This is a genomic window from Ruminiclostridium hungatei, from assembly GCF_002051585.1.
GTDB lineage: Bacteria > Bacillota > Clostridia > Acetivibrionales > DSM-1351 > Ruminiclostridium > Ruminiclostridium hungatei.
Genome location: NZ_MZGX01000006.1, coordinates 138,517 through 156,020, shown reverse-complemented (window position 1 = coordinate 156,020; position 17,504 = coordinate 138,517). Strand labels below are relative to the sequence as shown.

The following is a 17,504-nucleotide window of genomic DNA, read 5'->3' as shown; positions in this document are numbered from 1 at the left end:
GCAGATAATTAGTCCTGCTTAAGAAAAATGAAAATAGTGCAGAATTTTACAATTTATAGCAAAATAATTTCGGATAATCGTTATTATTGTCAAACTATTTGTATTGTAATGGAAACTGTCCGCATTCTATAATAAAATTACCTGCTGTTACGGTGGTTCCGGCCGGGCCGGAATCCGATGTCCTTTTGGCAGCTCTACATATCGCAGCATATCTATCCACTGGATTGCACACCAATGTACCCTTAAAAGCTTTTCCAAGGAGTGAATCATATGTCAATAAAAAAGAATATTGTCAGAATGGGATCAGTGCTCACGATTCTGTTGGCGTTATTGACAGGAACTGTTCCAAGGCCTGTCGCTGACGGATTTGGTGTGGAGCCGCTGCCGGATATTGAAAAGAGCAGTCCCTCTATATGCGGAGACTGCAACAATGACGGAAGCATTGACGCTCTGGATTTTGCACTTATAAAGCAATATATAGCCGATTCTGCGCATGGCTACAACAGTACAATGGACCTCAATGCAGACAATTCCATAGATGCAATTGATGTTTCCATAATGAAGCAGTACCTCATGGGCAAGCTGACTTCTCTGCCGTATACCGTACCTGAAACAGCCACAAAATGGGTGGGTACATGGTCAACTGCACCTCAACTGACGGAAGCGGCAAATATGCCTCCTTCTCCCGGGTTGTCCAACAACACTCTTCGCCAGGTTGTATGTGTCTCTGCGGGAGGCAGCCAATTGAGATTAAAATTTTCAAATGAGTATGGAAATTCACCGCTGACGCTGAATTCTGTACATCTGGCGGAATCAGCCGGAGAAAGCTCCATCCGGCAGGGAACAGACCGGGTATTGACCTTCTCCGGCAAGGAGGCGGTGACAATTCCGGCAGGAAAAACCGTTACTTCGGATACCTTGGACTACAGCCTGACAAAGTTGACAAATATGGCAGTAACCATATATTTCGGCAATGTACCTGCAGCGCTGACAGGACATCCCGGTTCAAGAACAACCTCCTACCTGAAGCCGGGAAATGCAGCAGGCAGTTTAAGCATGTCCGGTGCGGCAGTTACCGAGCACTGGTATGTCCTCATAGGCATTGACATATTTGCAGGAGATTCCTGCAAAGCAGCAGTAGCATTGGGAGATTCCATTACGGACGGAAGGGGGTCCACAACAAACGGAAATGACCGCTGGACCGACAGATTGGCATGGCGTTTGCAGGAAAATACGGCCACTTCAAAGGTTTCGGTACTGAATCAGGGGATTGGCGGGAACGCTGTACTGTCAGGCGGACTGGGGCCTACGGCACTTTCCAGATTCGAACGTGACGTGCTGCAGCAAAGCGGCATCAGGTACGTTATAATATTTGAAGGTGTAAATGATATTGGTGCCGGGGGTTCTCAGGCGGTTGCCACAAACCTGATAAATGCCTATAAGGAATTTATCACAAAAGCACATGCAAGGGGCATCCTGGTTTATGGTGCCACAATCACGCCCTTTGGCGGCTCCCAGTATGACAGCGCGGCACATGAGCAGGCCAGGCAGACTGTGAACAACTGGATCAGAACAGGCGGACAGTTTGATGCGGTAATTGACTTTGACGCCGCCGTTAGAAATCCGGGCAATCAAAAGCAATTATCGGGTTCCTATGACAGCGGTGACCATTTGCATCTCAACGCCGAAGGCTATAAAAAAATGTCTGAAGCAGTGGATTTGACTCTTTTTTCAAAATAAAACAAAGAAATATATGACAGGAAAGTGAGATGATACATATGAGAAATACAGCTAAAATGAGCAGATCTTTGACGGGAGGTATGATGATTGTTATGCTTCTTGCCGTGTTAATGCTTCCCATTGCTGCAGGCAATGCGTATGAAAGCCCTTCCGACATTGAAGCGAACAGTACTTTGGCAGTTTCCGGACTGATATACGGAGACTGCAACAACGACACGAATGTTGATGCTTTGGATTTTGCATTGTTTAAAAAATATTTAATGGAGCCGGAACAGCCATATATGGAATACATGGATTTGAATATTGACAGAACCGTTGATTCGGTAGATTATGCAATATTGAAAAAATTTCTGCTGGGCGGGATAGCATCGCTGCCATATGTTCCCGACCCGGTAAATCCCGGTGTACTGTTAGTGGGGCGTTTTGATACCAGTGATCCTGCCGGCCCCAAATTTGCGTGGAGTACATCTGCTATTAAGGCAAATTTCCAGGGCGCGGGAATCAGTGTGACCCTGAAATCAACCGGTGACAACTGGTTTAATGTGATACTGGACGGCAGGGTGCTTGCGCCTGTAAACGTGCCCGCAGGGGCATCAAGCCCTGTTGTGCTTGCAAGCGGTCTCACCAATGGCAGCCATATCATAGAATTGGTCAGAAGGACTGAGGCCTGGCTTGGAGAAGTCCAATTCCTGGGCTTCAATGTTTCCGGCGGCAGTCTGCTGGCACCTCCGGCTCCTTCTGCCAGGCGGATTGAGTTTATAGGAGACTCTATAACCTGCGGCTATGGAAATGAGGGTACAAGCCAGTATCAAAGCTTTACCTCCAAGAATGAAAATGCTTACCTGGCTTACGGTGCCATGACTGCAAGGCTGCTGGACGCTGATCCGGTTACTGTCTGCTGGTCTGGAAAAGGAGTAGTCAGGAACTATGGCGGAGATACCAGCGAGCTTATGCCTGCACTTTACCAAAGGATTCTGCCTTACAGCGCCATACCTGCATGGGATACCGGGAAATGGACACCTCAGGTGGCGGTCATTAATCTTGGAACCAACGACTTCAGTGTGGGAATACCGGACAAGGCAGCTTTTACTGCGGCCTACTCCGCGTTTGCAGGCAAGATCCGCAGCCAGTACCCACAGGCTCACATATACTGTGCTATGGGGCCCATGCTCAATGGGGACAATCTGACAAGTGCGAGGGATTTTATAAATACCGTGGTAACACAGAAGAATTCTGCGGGAGACGGAAAGATTCATTATATCGAATTTCCAATGCAGGATGCCTCAAACGGATATGGAGAGGATTGGCACCCCAGCGTTAAAACCCATGAATTAATGGCAAATCAACTTGCTGCCGCAATCCGGAAGGATTTGGGCTGGTAGCTGCCAGACCGGTCTGTTATATCTGTTATATAAGTACTGCCAACTTTATGGAAGAAAAAGCTCCTGCCCGGCAAAAACCTTGCCGGCAGGAGCTTTTTTGATGCGTCTGCTGAAGCGGAGCAACACCTGTCAAGGCTGGGAAAGGTTTATTGAAATACTCTCAAGCAGGCGTTCTGTTAAAACAGGTTGTTAATCCTGCCCGGGGTTTGCCTTAAATATGGGAGGACAAACCTAAAACCATCAAGTACCTGTGACAGCTTGATGAATCATTAATCTGAAGGGAGATGGGTATAATGCTGGATTTTTTATTGAAAAATTGGTTGGTTATAGTAACGGCACTGGCATTAGCAGCATATATGGTCTATTTGGCGGTGAACAGGCGTTGGGATAAACTCAGGAAACTTGCCTATAAAATGATAAGGCAGGCTGAGGATGTCATCGTGGGCACGAAGAAGGGGCAGGAAAGGTTCAACCTGGTGCTTGACCAGCTATACGGTATAATTCCTGCGTGGCTGAGATTGTTCATCCCCAGGAGCCTGCTGAAGCAAAAGCTCCAGCAGTGGTTCGACCTGATCAAGGACGGCCTGGATGACGGCAAAATCAACAAGTCGGTTTAAGAGCAAATGCAATGTGATTTCAAGGCATCCGGGTGTATCCGGGTGCTATTTTTGTAGCTTGACAAAGCCCTCTGTTTCGTATAGCATAGTATTTTGGTTAAGTAATTATGTAAACAATAATGCGCATTTCATATGTGCTTTATATGCTGAGCGAAAATGGAGTTAACTATGAGCGAAAAATACAGAAGAATTGTCATGACTGTGGCAGGTGTACTGATGGCGGGGTTTAGTGTAGGTATGTTTAATTTTTCAGGTTTCGGCATGGACCCGTTTCAGGTGCTGGCACATGGGATTTCCATGAAGCTTCCTCTGGGCTATGGCACTTTTTATACAATTTTGAACATTATTATGTTGATTGCAATATTTTTTATTGACAGGAGAAAAATTGGTCTGGGAACATTTGTTAACATTTTTCTGCTGGGATATGTAGTTCAGTTTTCATCCTGGCTGATGGAGGCATGGATTTCTGAACCGACTCTTGCTATCAGACTTATTTTCCTGGTTGTGGGCATAGTCATCATGTGTTTCGGATCATCCCTGTACTTTACAGGAGACCTGGGAGTTTCCACCTATGATGCCGTTGCACTTATTCTGTCTGAAAGAAAAGTCGCACGTTTTCAATATTGCAGGATAGGTTCTGATTTTATATGCACCGCCTGCGGGCTTCTGCTGGGTGCGACCGTCGGTATAGGGACACTTGTCACCGCCTTTTTCATGGGGCCTTTTATAGCGCTTTTCAACCGCAGGATAGCCGTTCCGCTCAGATATGGCAGAAGGTCAGGCCACTAGAATAATGGGTTGATTTAACCTATAGTGCTGGTTAAAAAGGTGGTAAACAGGCAGAAAGCTGTCCGGCTGCCACCTGCTACCTGCTTCCGGACGAGCTTCAAATAAATACTTGTATATGACGCTTTTGGCGAAAAAGCATACCTTACGAACTTATTTTTTAAAGACTTTATTAATCAGCACGACGGACTAATTTAATACAATTTGTGGTAAACTTTAAATAGATAAATATAATTCTATTTGAAGGGATAAATCATAAATGGAACAGGAACTTATTAAAAAGTATGCACAATTGGTAATAAAAGCAGGTGTGAATATCCAAAAAGGACAGATTTTAGTCATCAATTCCCCTTTGGAATGTGCGGAATTTACAAGGTTGATAGCGCAGACGGCGTACCTGGAGGGTGCCGGAGATGTGGTGGTCAACTGGAAGGATGAGCAGTTTTCCAAAATCAGATTATTGCATGCCTCTGAGGAGGTACTTGACGGCTTTCCCCAATGGAATAAAGATTTATACATGTCATATGCCGTCCAGGGAGCAGCATTTTTGAGTATTGCAGCCTCCGACCCGGAGCTTTTGAAGGATGTGGACGCAAAGCGCATAGCAAGGGCAAGCAAGGCCAGAAGTTCTGCCCTTAAGGAGTATTCAGACAGGCTGATGAGCAGCAAGAATCCCTGGTGTGTGATTTCAGTACCCACAATTCAGTGGGCAAAAAAGGTATTTCCGGAGGCGGCTGAGGAAGAAGCGGTTGAAAAGCTCTGGAAGGCCATATTGAGTTCTGTCCGGGCTGATACGCCGGACCCTGTTGCAGCCTGGGAGGAACACAAGGCGCAGTTGGCCGGGAGATTAAATTTTTTAAATTCAAAGGAGTTCAGTTATCTGATATATAAAAATTCCCTGGGCACCCGGCTTAAGGTTGAACTGCCTGAAAAGCATATTTGGATGGCAGGGGCGGAGCATACACCCGAGGGTCAGGTATTCCTGCCCAACATGCCCACCGAGGAGGTTTTTACGCTTCCTGTCAGGACAGGTGTAAATGGTGTGGTTGTGAGCTCCATGCCTCTTTGTTATAACGGAAGCCTTATTGAGGATTTCTCCATTACCTTTGAAAAGGGCAGAATAGTTGATTTTACGGCAAAGAAAGGTTATGAGGCGCTGAAAAACCTTATTGAAACTGATGAAGGTTCTCATTATCTGGGTGAAGTGGCACTTGTTCCTTTTGACTCACCTATTTCAAATTCAGGGATACTGTTTTACAATACGCTTTATGACGAGAATGCCTCCTGCCATTTGGCCATAGGAAAGGCATACCCCTGCTTTAAGGATGCTCGGGAGCTGACGGAGGAAGATATGAAAAAACGTGGAGTAAATGATTCCCTTGAGCATGAGGATTTTATGATTGGTACTGCGGATATGGAAATCGTGGGTGTAGAAGCCTCCGGTGAAGAGGTGCGGATTTTTCACGCAGGCAACTTTGTTTTTTAATTTAACCTGTAGTGCTAATTAAAAGTGTGGTAACAGTATATGGCGCTTTTGGCGAATTTGTATACCTTAAATAAAAAAGCCAGTCCCGCCGGAATAAATTTATTCCGGCGGGACTTTAGCCGTATCAGCAGGGGCTTTATATACTTCGGAGAGGAGTGTCGTTCCAGCAGTCCGGAGAGTCCAGCACTTGATTTACAATTTCCAGATAGCTGATTAAGCTATGGCATTTCTTTATTTTTTTCATCAGCTTTCCATCTCTGTCGGTATGTACCGATATATAGGACCAGAACTCCTTCATTTTGTCACATATGTGTTTTTCCCCGGAAAGAGAAGTTTTGTAGTATTGAAGTATTTCTCCATGGAATTCTCTCAGCATATGCACTTTGTCTGCAGGGGAGAAGGTTTTCCCCCTGATAGCCCAAGGAAGAAAAGGATCGCGCAGAGCACCTCTGCCCAGCATGAAATTATTTACTGCGGGGAGCCTTTCGCTGATGCTTGTAAAGCCGCCGCTGGTGAAGATATCGCCGTTATAGGTCACCTGATGCCTGCAGGCTGCCGAAAGGGCTTCAAAGGCTTCCAGGTCAACAGAGCCGGAATACATCTGTACACCGGTGCGGGCATGTATGATGACACCTCCCAGGGGATATTGATTAAGTATCTCCATTACTCTCAGCCCTTCTTCGCCGGAGTTCATTCCCAGGCGCATTTTAACCGTCAGGGAATAGGGCAGGTTCTCACAAACAGTATCAAGAAAGCTTTGTATCATATGGGGATGGGACAGTATGCCGGCTCCTTTTTTCTTTTTTGTCACCATTGGAAAAGGGCAGCCTATATTCCAGTTTATTTCGGTATGGCCCATTTCATATATGGTCCCGGCAAACCGCCGAAAAGCCTCGCCGCTATTGCTCAGAAGCTGGGGTACGATTTTCACCCGGTCCTCGTTATGTTCCGGAAGCAGGTCCTTCAACAGGGCCCTGCTGATTCTTTCATTGTCCGCCGTAGCTATAAACGGTGAATAATACGCATCAATCCCTCCGAAAATTCTTGCATATGCGTTCCTGTAGCAAGCTGTGGTCATTCCTTGAAGGGGTGCCAGGTAAAGCTTCATTTTCAATATCTCCTGTAGTATAAATTGATTCATTCTCAATAATAAATAGTAATCGGATTAAATACAATAGTTTTTTCAGGAGGGGAACACCTTACGGTAAAATTTCATAAATTTTTCATTTGTGCTAATAATTCCTGGAATTGTGGTGATACTAAACATTGGTAAATACCATAATATTTAGGAGGTTTTAAAGATGAGAAACAAAAAGTTGATAATCCCCGCAGTACTCGTACTTACAATTGCCCTATTCACAGGCTGTGCCAAAAAGGAGGAACAGCCCGGCAATACCACGACTCCCGCGACACAGACAACCACGCCTACAACCGCGGCCATCACTACTGCCGCAGGTACAACCTCTGCCGGAACTACTTCGGCGGCAACATCCACCACCGATGCAGTCACCTCCGCTTCAATTGTCGATAATGCGGCAGCCTTTGAAAAGGCCATAGGGACAAACGGAACATGGATTATTGCCATAACCAAAGATGTGAAGCTGGACAAGGATATTACCCTGGAGGGCGAGTATAAAAACGGCAAGAAGGACACGGCAGGCAAGGATATTATCCAGAGGAAGGTTGCACTTTATTCTCAGGACGAGAACCGCAATATAACTGCGAGATACACCTTGACCGCTCCCAAATTCACCATAAAGAGCCCTGAGGCCAGTATCCAGCATGGAACCTTCAAGGGTGACCTGTATGTGTCCGTGAAGAACTTCAAGCTGGTGGATGCCACTGTAGACGGAAATGTATATTTTACCTCGGAGGATATCAAAAAATCCTTCAGTATGGATGAAAAGAGTAAAGTAACAGGAAAGCAGGAAGTAAAGACCACATGATTTTAAGATAAAAATGCAGAGACTTGGCTGTTCAAGTCTCTGCATTTTTTAACCGGGCAATATACATATCGGAACCAAAATCTCCGTACAGCCTTACATTTTCATTGTAACCCGAGCCTGAAAACTGTGTGGGCAGAGGTATCCCCTTTGCCAGCGCCCTGTTTGAGCATTCAAATTCCTGTATACAGTCAGCTATGGCGGGGTCCGCTTCCACGGCCCCGAACACGGAACCGTCAGACTTGTGCTCTTTCGGGAGCAGATGCATCAAAAGCTCTCCGAAGCTCTTTAGATAAAGCCGCCGGGGACGGTTTTTCACACTGTACAGACCAGCCTTCAAATCTGCTATTATTAGTTTATCGTCGCTTTCCGCAGCAGTGGAGAGCAGTTGGAAAAAGCCGGTCAGCGCGGTGGTCCTGTCCTGGCTGAGGCTTTGCCAGACTACCTTGTTTGACTTGTAGGTTTTTATCCTGTAAAAGGTGCCATACTGCAAAATCTTCCGGTATTGCTTGTAAAAAGCTATCTGCTCTGCAATATCCTCCTTTTCCTCCTGGGACAGGCGCTTGAGGTCAAGCTCATAACCCAGGCAGCCGAAACAGGCAGTGTTAAAACGTGTGGACAGCGGCGTCCTGCGAAGAGTCTGCTGGTTGGGAGATTGTGAAACATGGGCACCCATGGTTGAGGGCGGATACAAGTAGGAAAGTCCGGTTTGGATTTTCAGACGCTCTACCGGATCTGTGTCGTCGGAGGACCATACCTGCGGGCTGAAGCACAGCATGCCCAGGTCAAAGCGGTTGCCGCCGCTGGAGCAGCTTTCCAGCAGGATATGGGGACGGGCGCCGAATATACGGGATAAAACCTCATAAAGCCCGATAATATACCTGTGGTAAAATTCCCCCTGATTATTGAACACCGGCGAACAGCCTTCTGCCATATTCCTGTTCATATCCCACTTTACATAGTCTATTCCGGCTTCGTCCAGCAGTGCTCCCACATTTTTTACGATATATTCCCGTACCTCGGGCCGGCAAAGATCCAATACCAGTTGATTTCTTCCCATGGCCGGTGTTCTGCCGTAAATGGTTACTGCATACTCAGGATGGCTTCTATAAAGGTCACTGTCGGGATTTATCATCTCAGGCTCGAACCACAGGCCGAAATTCAGCCCCAAAGCCTTGATCTTCTGCACAAAGGCTTTCATGCCGCCGGGAAACTTTTTGGGGTTTACCCAGTAATCACCCAGACCGCTCTTGTCGCTGCTCCGCTCTCCAAACCAACCGTCATCCAGCACGAAAAGTTCCACGCCCAGATTTTTGGCATCTGCTGCCAGCTCCAGAAGCCTGTTTTCATCGAAGTCAAAGAAATGCGCTTCCCAGTTGTTGAGCAATACAGGCCGTTCACGGTTTTTCCAGTGACTGCGAACAATATGTTCGTTTATAAACGAATGCATATTATGACTCATGCCGTTAAAGCCCCTCTCACTGGAGGTCATAACAGCCTCGGGGGTTTCAAAGCATTCTCCCGGACTGATATTCCAATCAAAGCAGTGAGGGTTTATACCAGTCTGAACCCTGACAATGTCCCGACCGGATTTTTCCACAAGGCTGTAATGGTTTCCGCTGTAGACAAGATTGAAACCATAGACATGGCCGGTATCCTGGGTGGCATCCGCTTCTGCCAGCATGAAGCCGGGATTGTGACGGCTGCTGCTGTTGCCTGTTGTGGAAGAATTTACTGTAATTCCGTACTGGACAGGTCTTTCATGAAGATGCGCTTCCTTGATCCAGCCGCCGTCAAGAGTGAGCAGCCTGAAATCTTCGTCAGGCAGGTCCAGAGACAGGCTCATAATACGGCGGACGGACAACAGGCCGTCACCCTTGTTTGTCAGCACTGCACGGCGGGTTATAACATCAGTTTTTTCAAAAACGGTAAAATACAAATCCAGAAAAATATTGTGACATTTATCCTTCAAGGTAACCACAAGTGTCTGATCTGCATTGTAAGCACAGGGTAAGGATTTTATGGAAACCGAACCTGAAAGGACATTATGTGAATAGTATACAAAGTCACTGGTAAAGTTTCCGTCGGGCATTTTCAGCTCGGTGGGGCTTTGTCTGTAATCGCCCCTGCCGATATCGGACCATTCCAGGTATAAATTGTCCAGGCAGTACAGCTCGTCGGAGGAATCATACAATATAGTGCAGCCCATGGGTACGGTCCGCTTCTGAGACAGCCCGGAGGCAGCTTCATACCCGGCCAGGCGGGCCCCGTAGTATAAATGTTCAAGATGGCCGAAGCTGGTAATTTTGAAAAGATAGGAGGTGTTTCCAGTATCCAGCCTGAATGCGTTACCTTTAATAGTTATCATAACAGTTCCCCCTCAAATAAGTTGAAAGCCAAAATCTGTTACTGTTAAGAATAACACAGTTTCAGGCAGGTTACAAGCAAATGGGCCAGCCGGAACGCTTTCCGGAATTTAAAATATTTTGTAACCTAAAGTCAAAAATGGTAATATATTTGTATAAACAAAATATTATTCCTTTTCTTAGTATTGACTTTATAGCTTTGCAAATATGTTGAATCAGATATGGCAGCAGCGTTTTTACATAACAAATGCAATATTAATTTGAGAGGGGTATACATATGATGACACTACAGCCTGTGGATGAAATCTTTGCATCTTGGAGGAGGTGCATGAGCAGCGGAGTGGATAACACTACCAGCGTTATTAATGCTGGTATTAACGAGGAGGTCTTTCAAACTGCCCTGAATGAGAGCAAACTGCTGGGGACGATATTCGGAGACCTGGGTTGTGATTTTGACGACTTGTCCATAAACAACAATTTAGCAATGCTCCTTGTGAATTCGGAAGGGGTACTTTTAAAAAAAAATGCTGTAGGGAGCTAGTTCGCAGAGTTGAAAGAATAGGAATAAAAGAGGGTATATCTTTTTCCGAGAAAGTTATGGGGACAAATGCTGTTGCCCTTTCCATGAAGCTGAAAAAGGCGGTGTACACAATTCCCCAGCACCATTACTGCGACCTGCTCAAGGATATCTTTCTATATTCCATTCCTTTATACTTCAACTGCGAGGTATTGGGATATTTCGTACTATGCAGGCTGAGTGAAAAAATAGAAATAGATCTTAAAATTCTTGCAGATTTGACAGCTTACAAGATTATGAATGAGTTTAAAGTCGGAAAACTGCATTCTTTTCTTTCTGACGGCAAAAATTGCTGCCTGACAAAGAAGCAGATCGAAATACTGAAGCTTATGGCGGCAGGAATACCTGACAAGGTTATTGCCTCAAACCAGGGCATCAGTATAAACACTGTAAAATACCACAAAAAATTCATTTTCAGAAAGCTCAATGTGGAATGTACGTCCCAGGCGGTGATTAAGTGTCTGAAGCTTAATATTCTGAATATTGACGAAATAGAATGCTGAATTTTGCCGGTAAAAACAAAAGTGGCACTACCTATGTGGGTAGTGCCACTTTTGTTTTTGGTAATAACTACACAAAGGCATAGTAGTTATGTTTACATTATCTGTTAAAATATGTATTATCACACAAGTTAACAATAATTTGCAGAAAAAAACAAATTTATTCAGAAAAATGCAATTTTGGATTCCAATCCGACAGCTATAAAAATACTGATGAGAGAAGGATGTAGAAATGCCTCTGATTGAAGTTAACAATCTGGTAAAGGACTATAAGCTAAATGTAAGAAAGAAGGGGCTATTGGGTTCGATTCAGGGTTTGATAGTACCTGAATACAAGATGAAGCGTGCAGTTGACAACATCAGTTTTTCAATAGAAAAAGGCGAAATGGTCGGATTTATAGGGCCCAACGGAGCAGGTAAATCCACCACTGTAAAAATGTTAACAGGAATTCTGGTTCCCACCTCGGGTTCAATTTCCATAGGCGGACTTTCACCTTCCAGGGACAGGAAGCGGAATGCAATGAGGCTTGGAGTGGTATTCGGACAGAGAAGCCAATTGTGGTGGGATTTGCCCGTTGTTGATACCTTTGAATTGCTCAGATATGTTTACAAGATACCTGAAAAAACCTTTAAAAGCAATATGGCGCTGTTCAATGAGCTGCTGGAAATAAATGCTTTCATGTCACAGCCCGTAAGGCAGTTGAGTCTTGGACAGAGGATGAGAGCGGACATTGCGGCTGCTCTGCTCCATGATCCGGAAATAATATTCTTTGACGAACCCACCATAGGACTTGACGTAATTGCCAAGGAAAAGGTAAGGGAATTCATACGGTTCATCAACAAGGAAAAGGGAACCACCATGCTCTTCACCACACATGATATGCAGGATATAGAAAAGACCTGTCAGAGAATGATTATCATAGACCAGGGTACTACAATATATGACGGTACCGTCCAACATATAAAGGACAGCTTTGGTACTACCAGAACACTGGTGGTGGATTTTTCCGAGAATGTGGGAAAGATTGAAATACCCGGTGTTGAGGTGGTTGAGGAGAAAGACCGGAAAAAGTGGCTCAGATTTCAGAAGGAGCAGGTTCCTGTCTCAGGCCTGATCTATGAGTTGACCCAAAAGTATGGAATAGTTGATTTGACCGTTCAGGAACCTGAGATTGAAGGGATAATCAGAGAGATCTATCAGGGAGGTATAAAGTTTGATGAGAGCGTATGTAGAGTTTGCTAAAAAAGCCTTTCAAAACAATATCACCTATAGAGCGGATTATGTCGCAGGTGTAATAAATGCAATCGTAATGATATTTGTAAATATATGCATATGGAAGGCTATCTATGAGGATGAGCAGTCTGTAGACGGCGTGCAGTTCAAAATATTGATCACATATGTGGTGCTGTCCTTCCTGATGCAGTGTATATATGGAATGGACGAGTATCATATAGAATACAAGGTCAGATCGGGGTCAATAGGCCTGGATTTGCTGAAACCTATAAACTTCAGCGCATATGTTTTCTCATATAACCTGGGAATACTGGTTTTTCGGATAGTCATGCAGCTTATTCCCGCATTGATTGTATCAATCGTGTTATTCAAGATGTATCCCCCGTTTTCCCTGTCAATGGCAGCATGCTTCGTATTAAGTACAATACTGGGCTATCTGGTATTGTACAACCTGAATTTTATTGTATGGATAAGCTCCTTCTGGTTTTACTGGACCTTCAGTCTGGTTACCATCAAGGATGCTGCAGTAATGATACTGTCGGGAGCCTTGCTGCCCCTGTGGTTCATGCCGCAATTCCTGGTGGATTTTATAAATCTTACACCCTTTGCCTCCATATATTACGTACCCATAACCATATATCTGGGACAGGTTCCCATGGAAGAGATAGCCATGGTTATGGTAAAGCAGTTGATATGGGCACTGGGCTTGTTCCTGGCAGGAAAGGTACTTTGGAGGATTGCCCTGAAAAAATTGGTGGTACAAGGAGGATAGCCAGGTGGAAAAAAAACCTTTATACAATATATTTGAGCTCTTGATACTCATGACGAAATATATAAAGCTCAGTTTAAAGTCCATTCTTGAATATAAGTTTGACAGGACCTTCATAACAATCGCAATTTTTTGCAGAGAAATGATAAGTGTAGTGGTTATGTACCTTATTCTGGCAAGATTTGTACATATAAAAGGCTGGGAATACGATGAAATGTTTTTCCTTTACAGCTTTTTGTTCCTGTCGTACAGTATTTTTGTCCTTTTCTTTGCGGGAATGAGGGATTTTGCCAGTATGATATATTCCGGTGAATTTGACAGATATCTTACCAGACCGCTGGGCCTGATGTTCCAGATAATAGTATCACGGATTGATCTGAGTGCCGGTCTTGGACATGGTATAGTGGGAATCATACTGTTTACAAAAACGGCATTTTCCGTGGGGATAATATGGAGCCCCAAAAATATCATATATTATATTGTTATTCTCATAAGCGGAGCAATCATACAGGCATCAATTTTCATGTTTGCATCCTGCTTCAGCTTCTGGACAATAAAAACCGAAAATTTACGCAATATGCTTTTTTTCAATGCCAGAAGATTTTCCGGCTACCCCATAAGTTTCTATCCGGGAATTATTCAAAAGCTGCTGATGTTTGTGATTCCATTTGCTTTTGTCAATTATTTTCCGTCCCAATTCTTTCTTAACAAAGCAGAAATGAACTCGTTCTGGAGCGGATACCTCTACCTGTCACCTGCTGTTGCAGCAATAATGTTCGTGCTGGTTTACGCCTTCTGGAAACAGGGAGTAAAGCGCTACTCAAGTACGGGAACTTCCATGTAGTCTTATAAATTTTACGGGATTCATAATTTTGCGGGCTTCACCTGCCGGTCCAGGCAGTTTACGCTATAAACCCTTCATAGCATTTTCAGGCGGCTTTGGAATGTGCTTTATAGATATGTGTTTTATGAAAAATGAAATCATGGAGGCAATCAAAATGAAAAGCTATAAAAATTTAATCGCGCTGGGCCTGCTGATACTGGCAGCAGCCGTATTTCTTGTGGTAAAGTACGTCAATTTCAACTCAATTCTGGTCAGCGCCGGTTATTATGAAGAAAGAATAAGTATATTAAGTACCGCAGATATACACGGACACATAGTGTACGATGAAGAAGCCGGCGGTTACTACACGCTGGACGAAGTAAGCGTAATGATGGGTATGCCTTTGATGAAGCATATAGTTGATGAAGTAAGGGCTGATAATAAAAATACCCTTCTTCTGGATTCGGGGGACCTGTTTCACGGAACTAACGAGGCCAATATCGAAAAGGGAAAAGGTGTAGTAGAGGTGGCAAACCTGATGGGCTATGACGCCATGACACCTGGAAACCATGATTTCAATTTCGGCTTTGACAGGCTGCTGGAAATCAGGGATCAGTTGAACTACCCCATACTATCTTCAAATATTTACAGAGACGGTAAGCTGGCCTTTGACGATTATAAAATAGTCAATGTGGGCGGCAAGAAAATCGGGCTGTTCGGTCTCACTGAGACGGGAGCCCTCATAAACACAAATTCAAGAGACAATTTCGGTGTGACGCTGGAAGACCCTGCGGAATGTGCCAGGAGAGTCATAGGAGAGCTGGAGGGCAAGGTGGATGCCATTATTCTTATATCCCATCTGGGAGATGACATGGATAGGGAATTGGTAAAAAAGGTTGACGGAATTGATCTTATCCTCTGCGGACACCATCATTTCTTATATGAAAAGCCTGACAAGATAAACAATACGTATCTGGTGGAGGCCGGCGGCTATAGCACCCATGTGGGGCAGGCAGACATGTATTTCAAGGATGGAAAGCTATCCAAGCTTATCTGGTATACCAAAAATATCAAGGATAAGTCCCTGGCTGACCCCAAAATGGATTCGGTTGCCCAGAAGTATCATGCCATAGCCTTTGAAGCAGGCAAGGAAGTTGTGGCAAAAACCCAGGAAAAGCTGGATGGCTTCAGATCCAACGTAAGAACCAGGGAAACAACCCTTGGAAACCTGCTTACAGATGCCATGCGGGATACCGGCAAGGCGGACCTGGCCCTGATGAACGGAGGCGGAATAAGGGAGAGCATACCTGCAGGCGGTGTCACCTTGTATGCCATAGGAAAGTCCCTCCCCTTTGTAAATTCTCTTGTAACTATAGAGGTCAAGGGAGAGGACATATACAGTTCAATCGAAAGAGGTGTGCGGCTGTATCCTGACGGAGGCTCAAACGGAGGTTTTCTTCAGGTTTCAGGCATGAAGTACATATTTGATGCCTCAAAGCCCGCCGGAAAGAGAGTTGTGAGCATTACAACCCTGGATGGAAAGGAACTGGACAGGAACAAATACTATAAGGTTGCGACAAATGATTATCTTTTTAATGGCGGAGACGGCTATGATGAGCTGAAGAAAGCCAAGCTTTTGTACAAGGGCGAGCTTTTAAAGGACGTGCTGTCCAAGTACCTGAAAGCAAGGGGAGAGGCAAGTGCAAAAATAGAAGGCAGAATAAAGCCTATCAACGAAAGATACAAATAGGCTGGGACAAGGGCTTTGTAAAATAAATTACTATATAAATCAATAAACAATTTCAGAAAAGGAGAGTTCTTATGCAAAAACAGGAAATTGAACAAAAGATATGCGAGGTTGTAAGCCGTCTTGCACAATTCAACAATGACAATATTGAGGTGGACAGTGATCTGAGAGATAACTACGGAGTTGACTCAATAGTGTTGGTAGAGCTGTTGGTTGAACTGGAGGATGTCTTTGCAATCACCTTTGACAGCAGTTTCTTGACCTATGAGGTATTCTCGACTGTGAAGTCCATTTCGGATTACGTATACGGCAAAATAAATACCGACTGCGTAAGCATCAATTAAGGGTGCCGCATGGAGAGGAATTTCATTGAAAAAGTACCAAGATATTTTGAACCGTATGTCAATGACTGTTTCCACAACTCATATGGGGCGGTGCTGCAGTATATGGGACTGAATCCGAATATCGTCCTTGCCGACTATCTTTCTTTCATGTACGACAGTGAGAATGGAAATATCGGGGTCAACTATTTCTACCGTTACAGCACAACGGTTGAATTTAAAGAGGAAGAACTTAATACTTCTCTGGAATTTGCCTATGTACCTGCTACGGCAGTTTTCAACCGGGAATCGGAAGATACCGAAAATATCAGGTTTCCGGACAGAGTGAATATCAATATGTTTATAAATGATGATAACGATACTGCGTATTTAAGGCTCAAAAAACTGATAGACAGCGGAAAACCTGTGGTTGCGGCGGTGGATCTTTTTCACATGAGCTATCACAGGGCATATCACAGGGATCATGGACTTCACTGTGTGGTGATAACCGGCTATGACGAAAAAGAAGGGTGTTTTGAGTTGTTTGACAAGTTCAGGCTGTCCAGCAGCGATTTTGAGGGGAAGCTGCCCATGGCAGAGGTTAATGAGGGCAGAGCCTCCGACAATCCTGCAACCTGGTCTGAGGATATGCTGAAAAGGCCTGTCAGAAATTTATGGATAGAAATATGTGCCCATAAGGACTTCCGGATAACAGACAAAAAGCTGATAAATGTACTGGACGAAAGCTGTAAGCGGTTAAAAGGCTTAAAACAGGTACTTGGCAAGGACTGCGGCTTGAAATCCCTGGAGGCTTTCACAAGGGATTTGCTGCTTAAAAAGGAAGAAGAGCTGGACGCTGGCCAATACAACTGGTTCAGATATTATTTAAACATAAATTTCAAGAATATTGCACGTAACAGAAAACGCTTTATGGCCTTTGTGGGTGAAATCAGCTCTTTGCTTCCTGAACACATTGCTGCCGATATTTGCGGCAAGCTGGAGGACGCTTCAAAGCATTGGGACATAGCTGCAAGCATAGCCTTGAAGATTGGAATAAAAAAGTCTCCTGAACTGATTGAGGATTTAGTGAAGCAGCTCTGTGAAATCCATGAGTTGGAAAGCTGTATTGCATCAAGTCTTGAAAGCTGTCTCAGGGGAAAAATGCCGGTAGAGATTTGACTGTCCTGCAGGATATATATTGAGGGAGTGATTTA

The 17,504-nt window shown here is 44.6% G+C and carries 16 protein-coding genes; 14 read left to right on the top strand and 2 right to left on the bottom strand.

The annotated features are described in order from the left end of the window. Positions 1-270: 270 nt before the first annotated feature. From CLHUN_RS06160 to CLHUN_RS06140, 5 genes are all read left to right on the top strand, one after another. Positions 271-1,740 (top strand): GDSL-type esterase/lipase family protein, encoded by a 1,470-nt coding sequence (locus CLHUN_RS06160; RefSeq protein WP_242656452.1) that lies wholly within the window; start codon positions 271-273, stop codon positions 1,738-1,740. A 38-nt stretch (positions 1,741-1,778) separates the two neighbouring features. After that, on the top strand, positions 1,779-3,122 hold the full coding sequence (locus CLHUN_RS06155) for a GDSL-type esterase/lipase family protein (protein WP_242656451.1): 1,344 nt from the start codon (positions 1,779-1,781) through the stop codon (positions 3,120-3,122). 293 nt (positions 3,123-3,415) lie between these two features. Then, the gene (locus tag CLHUN_RS06150; protein ID WP_080063701.1) at positions 3,416-3,739 is read left to right on the top strand and encodes a hypothetical protein; all 324 of its coding nucleotides are present in this window, start codon (positions 3,416-3,418) and stop codon (positions 3,737-3,739) included. A gap of 168 nt (positions 3,740-3,907) precedes the next feature. Then, entirely contained in the window at positions 3,908-4,528 is a 621-nt protein-coding gene (locus CLHUN_RS06145; RefSeq protein ID WP_080063700.1) for a YczE/YyaS/YitT family protein, read from the top strand. A 256-nt stretch (positions 4,529-4,784) separates the two neighbouring features. Further along, entirely contained in the window at positions 4,785-6,011 is a 1,227-nt protein-coding gene (locus CLHUN_RS06140; RefSeq protein WP_080063699.1) for an aminopeptidase, read from the top strand. A gap of 136 nt (positions 6,012-6,147) precedes the next feature. Here the strand turns inward: CLHUN_RS06140 and CLHUN_RS06135 are convergent, their stop codons facing one another. Further along, complete coding sequence (locus tag CLHUN_RS06135) at positions 6,148-7,119, bottom strand: tRNA-dihydrouridine synthase family protein (RefSeq protein WP_080063698.1); 972 nt, start codon at positions 7,117-7,119, stop codon at positions 6,148-6,150. A 193-nt stretch (positions 7,120-7,312) separates the two neighbouring features. On the opposite strand from CLHUN_RS06135, the gene CLHUN_RS06130 reads away from it, so the two are divergent. Continuing rightward, complete coding sequence (locus tag CLHUN_RS06130) at positions 7,313-7,957, top strand: hypothetical protein (protein ID WP_080063697.1); 645 nt, start codon at positions 7,313-7,315, stop codon at positions 7,955-7,957. A 31-nt stretch (positions 7,958-7,988) separates the two neighbouring features. Here the strand turns inward: CLHUN_RS06130 and CLHUN_RS06125 are convergent, their stop codons facing one another. Further along, a complete protein-coding gene (locus tag CLHUN_RS06125; protein ID WP_080063696.1) occupies positions 7,989-10,322 on the bottom strand; it encodes an alpha-galactosidase in 2,334 nt (777 codons plus the stop codon). A gap of 275 nt (positions 10,323-10,597) precedes the next feature. Between CLHUN_RS06125 and CLHUN_RS06120 the strand changes: the two genes are divergently transcribed. From CLHUN_RS06120 to CLHUN_RS06085, 8 genes are all read left to right on the top strand, one after another. Continuing rightward, positions 10,598-10,861, top strand: coding sequence for a LuxR family transcriptional regulator (locus tag CLHUN_RS06120; RefSeq protein WP_080063695.1), 264 nt, complete (start codon positions 10,598-10,600; stop codon positions 10,859-10,861). A gap of 56 nt (positions 10,862-10,917) precedes the next feature. Next, on the top strand, positions 10,918-11,400 hold the full coding sequence (locus tag CLHUN_RS06115; protein ID WP_080063694.1) for a helix-turn-helix transcriptional regulator: 483 nt from the start codon (positions 10,918-10,920) through the stop codon (positions 11,398-11,400). Between the two features lie 229 nt (positions 11,401-11,629). Continuing rightward, the gene (locus tag CLHUN_RS06110; protein ID WP_080063693.1) at positions 11,630-12,640 is read left to right on the top strand and encodes an ABC transporter ATP-binding protein; all 1,011 of its coding nucleotides are present in this window, start codon (positions 11,630-11,632) and stop codon (positions 12,638-12,640) included. Further along, entirely contained in the window at positions 12,615-13,403 is a 789-nt protein-coding gene (locus tag CLHUN_RS06105; RefSeq protein WP_080063692.1) for an ABC transporter permease, read from the top strand. Before CLHUN_RS06110 ends, CLHUN_RS06105 begins: the two co-directional genes overlap by 26 nt. 4 nt (positions 13,404-13,407) lie before the next feature. Continuing rightward, a complete protein-coding gene (locus CLHUN_RS06100; RefSeq protein WP_080063691.1) occupies positions 13,408-14,244 on the top strand; it encodes an ABC transporter permease in 837 nt (278 codons plus the stop codon). 154 nt (positions 14,245-14,398) lie between these two features. After that, on the top strand, positions 14,399-15,973 hold the full coding sequence (locus CLHUN_RS06095) for a bifunctional metallophosphatase/5'-nucleotidase (RefSeq protein ID WP_080063755.1): 1,575 nt from the start codon (positions 14,399-14,401) through the stop codon (positions 15,971-15,973). 71 nt (positions 15,974-16,044) lie between these two features. Further along, complete coding sequence (locus CLHUN_RS06090) at positions 16,045-16,314, top strand: acyl carrier protein (protein ID WP_080063690.1); 270 nt, start codon at positions 16,045-16,047, stop codon at positions 16,312-16,314. 9 nt (positions 16,315-16,323) lie between these two features. Then, a complete protein-coding gene (locus CLHUN_RS06085; RefSeq protein ID WP_080063689.1) occupies positions 16,324-17,469 on the top strand; it encodes a BtrH N-terminal domain-containing protein in 1,146 nt (381 codons plus the stop codon). The last annotated feature ends 35 nt before the right edge of the window (positions 17,470-17,504 follow it).